Annotated in this window: 6 protein-coding genes; 4 read left to right on the top strand and 2 right to left on the bottom strand. The window is 71.3% G+C overall.

Annotated features, from left to right (window positions below):
• The first annotated feature begins 391 nt into the window (after positions 1–391).
• Complete coding sequence (locus AOM00_RS15040) at positions 392–787, top strand: YccF domain-containing protein (RefSeq protein ID WP_062518578.1); 396 nt, start codon at positions 392–394, stop codon at positions 785–787.
• Here the strand turns inward: AOM00_RS15040 and AOM00_RS15035 are convergent.
• Both AOM00_RS15035 and AOM00_RS15895 read right to left on the bottom strand, forming a co-directional pair.
• Positions 784–3,477: a DEAD/DEAH box helicase gene (locus AOM00_RS15035; RefSeq protein WP_062518580.1), complete on the bottom strand. Its 2,694-nt coding sequence runs from the start codon at positions 3,475–3,477 to the stop codon at positions 784–786. The two genes, AOM00_RS15040 and AOM00_RS15035, sit on opposite strands and share 4 nt — an antisense overlap.
• Complete coding sequence (locus AOM00_RS15895) at positions 3,407–5,077, bottom strand: hypothetical protein (RefSeq protein ID WP_156159215.1); 1,671 nt, start codon at positions 5,075–5,077, stop codon at positions 3,407–3,409. Before AOM00_RS15895 ends, AOM00_RS15035 begins: the two co-directional genes overlap by 71 nt.
• Here AOM00_RS15895 and AOM00_RS15525 point away from each other — a divergent pair.
• The 3 genes from AOM00_RS15525 to AOM00_RS15520 are packed head-to-tail and all read left to right on the top strand — an operon-like array spanning position 5,066 to position 6,929.
• Positions 5,066–5,746: a tetratricopeptide repeat protein gene (locus tag AOM00_RS15525; protein WP_156159214.1), complete on the top strand. Its 681-nt coding sequence runs from the start codon at positions 5,066–5,068 to the stop codon at positions 5,744–5,746. The genes AOM00_RS15895 and AOM00_RS15525 overlap by 12 nt on opposite strands.
• On the top strand, positions 5,743–6,744 hold the full coding sequence (locus tag AOM00_RS15025) for an HAD-IIA family hydrolase (RefSeq protein WP_062518576.1): 1,002 nt from the start codon (positions 5,743–5,745) through the stop codon (positions 6,742–6,744). The genes AOM00_RS15525 and AOM00_RS15025 overlap by 4 nt, the downstream gene beginning before the upstream one ends.
• Positions 6,745–6,755: 11 nt before the next feature.
• Positions 6,756–6,929 carry a hypothetical protein gene (locus AOM00_RS15520; RefSeq protein WP_156159213.1) on the top strand — a complete coding sequence of 58 codons (174 nt, stop codon included), beginning with the start codon at positions 6,756–6,758 and terminating at the stop codon, positions 6,927–6,929.

Below are 6,929 nucleotides of genomic sequence, written 5' to 3'. Positions count from 1 at the left end.
TATATCCCCAGGTAGAGCTGCGTGACGTTTCGCTCTAGGCTCGGGGCGGGCGGTGCGCCGCGGGGGCCGCGGCTGACGAGGGGAGTCGCTGCGTGATCGATGGAGCGGACTCGGTCCTGCCTGCCGGCTACGACCTCCTGTGGGGTGCGGGTGCTCTGGCCTCGCTCGCACTGCTAGTCACCGCCCTTGTGGTCTGGTGGCGAGCGCCGGCGTCGGTTGCCATGGCCCAGCTGCTCTGGTTCGCGGTGATCCTCTGCATCCCAGTGCTCGGACCGCTCATCTACCTTGCGAGGGAGGGCGCCCGGCCTGGCTCGGGTGTTCCCGGCGCGGCACGCCGACGCGGTTGACACCTGCCCTGGGCCGGCGCTGCCGGATGGACATACGCTGAGGTATGCGCACCATCCTCAACATCATCTGGTTCTTCTTCGCAGGGATCGGGCTGTGGTTCTCCTACATCCTCGTGGGGCTCCTTGCCTGTCTCACCATCATCGGGATCCCGGCGGGTATCGCCTGCTTCCGCATCGGCAACTACGCCGTGTGGCCCTTCGGGCGCGAGGTGGTCGCCGATCCGAACGCGGGTGGATGGTCGCTCCTCGGCAACATCCTCTGGATCCCGTTCGGCCTGATCCTGTCGATCGCGCATGTGGTGACCGCGTTCACCCTCGCGATCACCATCATCGGCATCCCGCTCGCGTGGGCCAACCTCAAGCTCATCCCCGTGTCGATGATGCCGATGGGGAAGATCATCGTCGACTCGCGCCGAGGACGCGCCTCCGCGATCGCCTAGGCGTCCCCTACCGCGAGCACCTCGAGCACCACCTCGCCGGCCTCGTCGCTCGCGTCGAGGTCCACCGCGGCCACGATCGACCAGTCGTGGTCGCCGGCGGGGTCGTCCAGCACCTGGCGGACGATCCAGGTCCCGGCGGGCGCCTCCACGCGCCCGGCGGCGGCGAGCGCTGCGCGCGCACGGCCGTCGGAGCCGTCGGATCCGGCCTCCACGAAGGTGAGCAGCGCCGACGAGCGGGAGTCGGGGCCGATGCCGATCGCATCGTCCCCGTGCAGGTCGAGGAGAGGCGCGAGCGCGTCCTCCCACGCGGCCGCGTCCCATCCCGCCGCCTTGTCGAGCGCCCCGAGCGCATCCCACGCATGGCGCGACGCGAGCTCGACGCGGCGGAACATGGCGTTCCGCACCAGCCTGCGCAGCACGCGCGGGTTGCCGCTGAGCGGGCGTGCAGGGCCGGCCACGGTACCGGTCGTGTCCGGTGCGGCTGGATCGGCATCGTCGCCGATGAAGGCCTCGGGGTTCGAGAGCCGCTCCCACTCGTCGAGGAGCGAGGAATCGGTCGAGCGCACCAGCTCGCCCAACCACTCGGTGATCTCGGCGACCTCCTCGGTGCGATGCTCCTCGGGCACGGTCTGCCTCATGGCCCTGTAGGCCTCGGCCAGGTAGCGCAGCGCGATGCCCTCGGTCCGCTCGAGCCCGTACACGGACACCAGGTCCCCGAATGTCATCGCCTTCTCGAGCATGTCGCGGACCACGGACTTGGGTGCCAGCTCGGCGCCGAGGATCCAGGGGTTCGAGCGTCGGTACATGGCGAAGGCGGGCTCGAGGAGATCCTCGAGCGGCTTGGGCCAGGTGACGTCCTCGAGCGCCTCGACGCGCTCGTCGTAGTCGAGCCCCTCCGCCTTCATCGCCGCCACGGCCTCGCCGCGGGCCTGGAACTGCTGGGCGAGCAGCAGCTGACGCGGATCGGACAGCGTCGCCTCGATCACCGACACGACGTCGAGCGCGTGCGCGGGCGACTCGACGTTGAGCAGGTCCATCGCGGCGAGCGCGAACGGTGAGAGCGGCTGGTTGAGCGCGAAGTTCCTCGGCACATCCATGGTCAGCCTCACGGACGGGCGCTCGCCTCGCGGGTGCGTCGGATCGGGGACTCGTACGCGTTCGACCACGCCGGCCTGGCGGAGCGACCAGTAGATCCGCAGCGCCTGGCGCGCGTGCGCCGCTCGCTGCGTCGGGGTCTCGTGGACGGCCGCGATGAGATCGCGCATCGCGATGACGGGGTCCTGGGCGTCGCGGCCGCTCCGCGCATCGTCCCTCCCTCGCGCCAGGATGTTGAGCACCATGGCGTGGGTGACCGCGAAGCTCGAGCTGAGCGGCTCCGGGTCGGCGTCGCGGAGGCGCTCGAAGGTCGCGTCCGTCCAGTTCACGTGACCCGCCGGTGCCTTCTTGCGGACGATCTTGCGCTGCTTCTTCGGGTCGTCGCCGGCCTTGAGGAGCGCCTTGCGGTTCTCGATGACGTGCTCGGGCGCCATCACCAGGACCTCGCCCTCGGTGTCGTAGCCGGCGCGACCGGCGCGGCCGGCGATCTGGTGGAACTCGCGAGCGCTGAGATGGCGCATCCGCTCGCCGTCGTACTTCACCAGGGACGTGAGCAGCACGGTGCGGATGGGGACGTTGATGCCGACCCCGAGCGTGTCCGTCCCGCACACCACCTTGAGCAGCCCCTGCTGGGTGAGGCGCTCGACGATGCGCCGGTACTTGGGCAGCATGCCTGCGTGGTGGACGCCCACCCCCGCGCGGAGGAACCGGCTGAGCGTCTTGCCGAAGCCGGTCCCGAAGCGTACGCCGTCGAGCGCCGCCGCGATCTGGTCCCGCTCGGAGCGCGTCGCTACGTTCATGCTCAGCAGCGACTGCGCGCGCTCGACGGCATCCTTCTGGGTGAAGTGCACGATGTACACGGGAGCGCGTCCGGTCTGGACGATGCGCTCCACCACCTCCGGCAGCGGCTCGAGGATGTACTCGTAGCTCAGCGGCACGGGGCGATCGGCGCTCGTGACCTGGGCGACCGCACGGTCCGAGCGCCGCTCGAGGTCCTCGACCAGCCAGTCGGTGTCCCCGAGCGTGGCGGACATCAGCAGGAACTGGGTGCGAGGGAGCTCGAGCAGGGGCACCTGCCACGCCCACCCGCGCTGGGGGTCGGAGTAGAAGTGGAACTCGTCCATGACCACCAGGTCGGCGTCGGTGGCGGAGCCGTCGCGGAGCGCGAGGTTCGCAAGGATCTCTGCGGTGCAGCAGATGATCGGGGCCTCCGCGTTGACGGCGCTGTCGCCGGTCATCATCCCGACGTTCTCGCTGCCGAACATCTCGATCAGCGCGAAGAACTTCTCGGAGACGAGCGCCTTGAGCGGGGCCGTGTAAAAGGTGCGACGGCCGGTCCCGGCACGATGCGCGGCCAGGGCGGCGAAGTGCGCGCCGGCGGCGACCAACGACTTGCCCGAGCCGGTCGGCGTCGCGAGGATGACATGCGAGCCCGAGACCAGCTCGATGAGCGCTTCCTCCTGGTGCGTGTACAATGGAAGGTCGCGGTCCGCCGCCCACGAGGCGAAAGCCTCGTAGAGCGCGTCAGGATCGGGAACCGCGCCGGGCGCCGTCTCCGGAATGCGGGCGAGCAGGGTCAAGTCGGTGGCAGTCATCGCCGCCATTGTCCCGTGTCTCGGCCGCTCGGGATGTCGCGACCACGCATGAGAGAGACTTATTCGGGACGTACTCACCCGGTTCTTCGCGCCCAGGCGCGCAAGAATGGCGGGAGCGTCCGCACAACTGGACAGGAGCATCATGAACGACAGGGACGAGCGCGACGAGCGCCGCGCGAGCTACGACTCGCGCCCCGGCATCAACCCCCGGAAGCAGTCTGGCGGTGACCGTCCCCGTCGCGAGGGTGACCGCGATCGCGGCCCCCGCCGTGATGGTGACCGTCCGCAGCGTTCCTACGACGACCGCCCTCGCCGGCAGTTCGACGGCGACCGCGGGCCGCGTCGCGACGATGACCGTCCCCGCCGGCAGTACAACGGCGACCGTGGTCCCCGTCGGGACGATGACCGTCCTCGGCGTCAGTTCGATGGCGACCGCCAGGACCGTCCGCGCCGTGACTTCGACAACGACCGTCCGCGTCGTTCGTTCGACGGTGACCGCGGCCCTCGTCGTGATGGTGACCGTCAGCAGCGTTCCTACGACGACCGGCCCCGGCGCAGCTTCGACGGCGACCGCCCGTCGCGGCCGTCGCGCCCGTCCTATGACGGTGACCGTCCGCGTCGTTCGTTCGACGGTGACCGCGGCCCTCGTCGTGACGGTGACCGTCCGCAGCGTTCCTACGACGACCGTCCGCGTCGCCAGTTCGATGGCGACCGTGGTCCCCGTCGTGGCGGTGACCGTCCCCGGCGCCAGTTCGATGGCGACCGCCAGGACCGCCCGCGCCGCGACTTCGACAACGACCGTCCGCGTCGTTCGTTCGACGGTGACCGCGGGGGTGACCGCGGCCCTCGTCGTGATGGTGACCGTCCGCAGCGCTCCTACGACGACCGTCCCCGGCGCAGCTTCGACGGCGACCGCCCGTCGCGGCCGTCGCGCCCGTCCTATGACGGTGACCGTCCGCGTCGTTCGTTCGACGGCGACCGTCCTCGCCGTTCCTTCGACGGCGACCGCCCTCGCCGTGATGGTGACCGTCCGCAGCGCTCCTACGACGACCGTCCCCGCCGCAGCTTCGACGGCGACCGTCCGCGTCGTTCGTTCGACGGCGACCGCCCTCGCCGTGATGGTGACCGTCCGCAGCGCTCCTACGACGACCGTCCCCGCCGTCAGTTCGACGGCGACCGCCAGGACCGTCCGCGCCGCGACTTCGACAACGACCGTCCGCGTCGTTCGTTCGACGGCGACCGCGGTCCCCGTCGGGACGACGACCGTCCCCGCCGTCAGTTCGACGGCGACCGTGGTCCCCGCCGGGACGATGACCGTCCTCGCCGCAGCTTCGACAACGACCGTCCGCGTCGTTCCTTCGACGGCGACCGCGCGCCGCGCGGATCCGGCCGACCGGGCGCGCGTCCTGACCGCGGCGGCCGCGAGCGTCCCGAGTCCGATGAGCGCACCGCTCGCGTCGCCGGTGTCCCGCTCACCAAGTCGCACATCGTCGAGGCGCCCGAGGTCCCCGAGGAGATCGAGTACGGCCAGCTCGACCGCGCGGTCCGCGCTCGTCTGCGCACCCTGAGCAAGGACAACGCCGAGGACGTGGGCCGTCACCTCATCATGGCGGGCAACCTGGTCGACACGGATCCCGAGCTCGCCTACCGTCACGCTCAGGTCGCGCTCCAGCGCGGTGGCCGCGTCGACGTGGTCCGCGAGGCCGCGGCGCTCACTGCCTATGCCACCGGTCGGTACGCGGAGGCGCTGCGCGAGCTGCGTACCGTGCGACGCCTCGGCGGCTCGATCGAGCACCTGCCGCTGATGGCGGATTGCGAGCGCGGCCTCGGACGGCCGGAGCGCGCCCTCGCGATCGCGGACGAGCCCGACGCGAAGCTGCTCCCGCACGACTCCGCCGTCGAGATGCAGATCGTCATCGCCGGTGCCCGCCTCGACATGGGCGACCCGGAGGCCGCCCTGCTGGTGCTCACGCGCATCGAGACCAAGAACGAGGAGCTCAAGGTCCGTGCCGACGAGGCACGGGTCGCCGTGCTCCGCGCCCTCGGCCGCGACGGGGAGGCGGACGAGCTCGAGGCTGCGCTGCCTGAGCCCGTGGAGGAGGAGGTCGAGGAGGACATCGTCCTCTACGACACCGCCGAGCTCCCCGAGCCCGAGCCCGAGCCGTCGGACGACGAGGACGAGGACGCCGACGACGTGGATCTCGCGTACGACGACGAGGACGACCTCCACGAGGTCGCCGAGGACGAGGCCGGCGAGGACAAGGCATGACCGTCGGCCTGCTCGGCACCGAGGCGGCGCTCCAGGACGCGTTCGACGTCGCACTCGTCGATCTCGACGGCGTCGCGTACAAGGGGCCGCATGCGATCCCGTCGGCGCCGCCCGCCCTGGCGACGGCGCGAGCCGCCGGCATGGCGGTCGTGTTCGTCACCAACAACGCCTCGCGCGAGCCGGAGACCGTCGCGGAGCACCTTGCCGAGGTGGGCATCCCGTGCGACGCGGCGGAGGTCATGACGGCCGCGCAGGCGGGCGCCGAGCTCCTCGCCGAGCACGTGCCGGCCGGCCAGAAGGTCCTCGTCGTGGGCGGCGCGGGCCTCTACACGGCGGTGCACGCCAAGGGCTTCGTCATCGTCGACTCGGCGGACGAGCACCCCGCAGCGGTCATCCAGGGCTTCGCCCCGAACCTGGGGTGGAAGGAGCTCGCCGAGGCGACGTACGCGATCAACGCCGGCGCGCGCTACTTCGCGACCAACCTCGACCTCACGCTGCCCACCGAGCGCGGGTTCGCGCCGGGCAACGGTTCGCTCGTGGGCGTGGTCCGCACCGCGACCGGGGTGGACCCGCTCGCTGCGGGCAAGCCCGAGCCTGCGATGCTCCACCTCGCGGCACGCAAGGCCGGCGCGGACCGGCCGCTCATGATCGGCGACCGTCTGGACACCGACCTCAAGGGCGCCCGTGCAGCGGACGTGCCCGGGCTGCTGGTGCTCACCGGCGTCTCGACCGCGCGCGATGCGGTGCTGGCCGTCCCGGGGGAGCGTCCCTCGTTCATCGGCGAGGACCTGTCGACGCTGGCCGAGTCGCACCCCGAGCCGCTGCTCGCGGAGCACTGGTGGCACGTGGGCGAGGCCCGCGCACGCGTCACCGACGGCCACCTGTCCGTGGACGGTGGGAGCCGGATCGACCGCGTGCGCGCGGCATGCGCGGCCGCGTGGGCGGCCGTCGACGCCGGCGACCGTCTCGATGTCGACACGCTCCCGCACTTCGGTTAGCCTCCTGACCCATGGCTGACCTCAACAACACCCGCGACTTCAAGGGACAGCTCGAGTACCCGGCCGAGGTGCGCGAGGCGCTCAAGGCCGTCACGGAGCTCCCGGACGACCTCGAGCAGCAGGCCGAGTTCTTCGACAAGGTGCAGGAGGCGCTCTCGACGCGCCTCCGCGACGAGTCGCGCTGA

The sequence above is a fragment of the Demequina gelatinilytica genome (assembly GCF_000971115.1).
GTDB lineage: Bacteria > Actinomycetota > Actinomycetes > Actinomycetales > Demequinaceae > Demequina > Demequina gelatinilytica.
Note: the sequence above shows the minus strand (reverse complement) of the source record. Positions and strands in the feature narration are given on the sequence as shown.

Bases quoted from the DNA above. Each gene is read 5' to 3' on its own strand.
- AOM00_RS15025 (WP_062518576.1), top strand. From the start codon at position 5,743: ATGACCGTCGGCCTGCTCGGCACCGAGGCGGCGCTCCAGGACGCGTTC.
- AOM00_RS15040 (WP_062518578.1), top strand. From the start codon at position 392: ATGCGCACCATCCTCAACATCATCTGGTTCTTCTTCGCAGGGATCGGG.
- AOM00_RS15035 (WP_062518580.1), bottom strand. From the start codon at position 3,477: ATGACTGCCACCGACTTGACCCTGCTCGCCCGCATTCCGGAGACGGCG.
- AOM00_RS15520 (WP_156159213.1), top strand. From the start codon at position 6,756: ATGGCTGACCTCAACAACACCCGCGACTTCAAGGGACAGCTCGAGTAC.